The 836-nt window shown below is 59.4% G+C and carries 1 protein-coding gene and 1 pseudogene; one reads left to right on the top strand and one right to left on the bottom strand.

The features are described 5' to 3' along the window. A pseudogene (locus AD948_RS00105) lies at positions 1 to 271 on the bottom strand (cell division protein ZapE); the annotation flags it as partial. 140 nt (positions 272 to 411) lie between these two features. Between AD948_RS00105 and AD948_RS00110 the strand changes: the two are divergent. After that, on the top strand, positions 412 to 750 hold the full coding sequence (locus tag AD948_RS00110) for a carboxymuconolactone decarboxylase family protein (protein WP_035379348.1): 339 nt from the start codon (positions 412 to 414) through the stop codon (positions 748 to 750). The last annotated feature ends 86 nt before the right edge of the window (positions 751 to 836 follow it).

The following is an 836-nucleotide window of genomic DNA, read 5'->3' on the forward strand; positions in this document are numbered from 1 at the left end:
TTTTGCCTCGGCCCCCCCGGCCCACAATATACAGCCCGCGTGGGCGCTGGGGCGGGGGCGGCGGCTTGATACGGCGCGCAAGCCCGGCCAGCAGCCCCTTGGGCGGGGGCGGCGGAGGCTGCATGGTGCTCAGCTCATGCCACAACTGGTCCAGCCGCTTGATAACGCGGGCCTGATCCGGATCGCTCTTCAGTTCACCCGCAGCGATACGCTGCTGATAAACCGCCAGAGGCCCCTGCCCTGACAAAACCGAGGCCTTATTCATGCTCATATCGTTCATACCTTACGCCGATAGCTGGGGGGCGGACTGCTCCGCAAGAGCGTAAGGCTCTCCTAACCGTGTCGTGACAGACTCTGCCCGTTCTGATGCAGTCTAGCCTGTTATTTTCACAAAAGCAGGAGTGCATCATTGTGACCGACTGGAATGCCTATCGCGCCCATCTGGGCCAGAGCGTAAAAGTGCTGGCAAAGCTTTCTCCCAACACGCTGGAAGGCTTGCAGAAGCTGGAAACAGTTGCACCAGAACACAAACATCTGGACGACAAGACGCGGGAACTGATCTCACTTGCCGTGGCTGTAACAACCCGGTGTGACGGCTGCATTTCCGTCCATACGGTTGCGGCCAAAAAAGCAGGCGCCAGCAAGGAAGAAATTGCCGAGGCACTGGGCGTAGCCGTGGCCCTGAACGCCGGAGCGGCCCTTGTCTATTCTAGCCGTGCGCTGGATGCGTTTGACACTGTGAAAGACTAAGCCGCGAAAGACTAAGCCGCCGCCTGCTTTCAGAAAGCCCTCTGGTTTTCAGAAAAAGCAGGCCATTCCGCCCATCCCCTTGCGCC

Source organism: Acetobacter senegalensis (genome assembly GCF_001580995.1).
Classification (GTDB): Bacteria; Pseudomonadota; Alphaproteobacteria; order Acetobacterales; family Acetobacteraceae; genus Acetobacter; species Acetobacter senegalensis.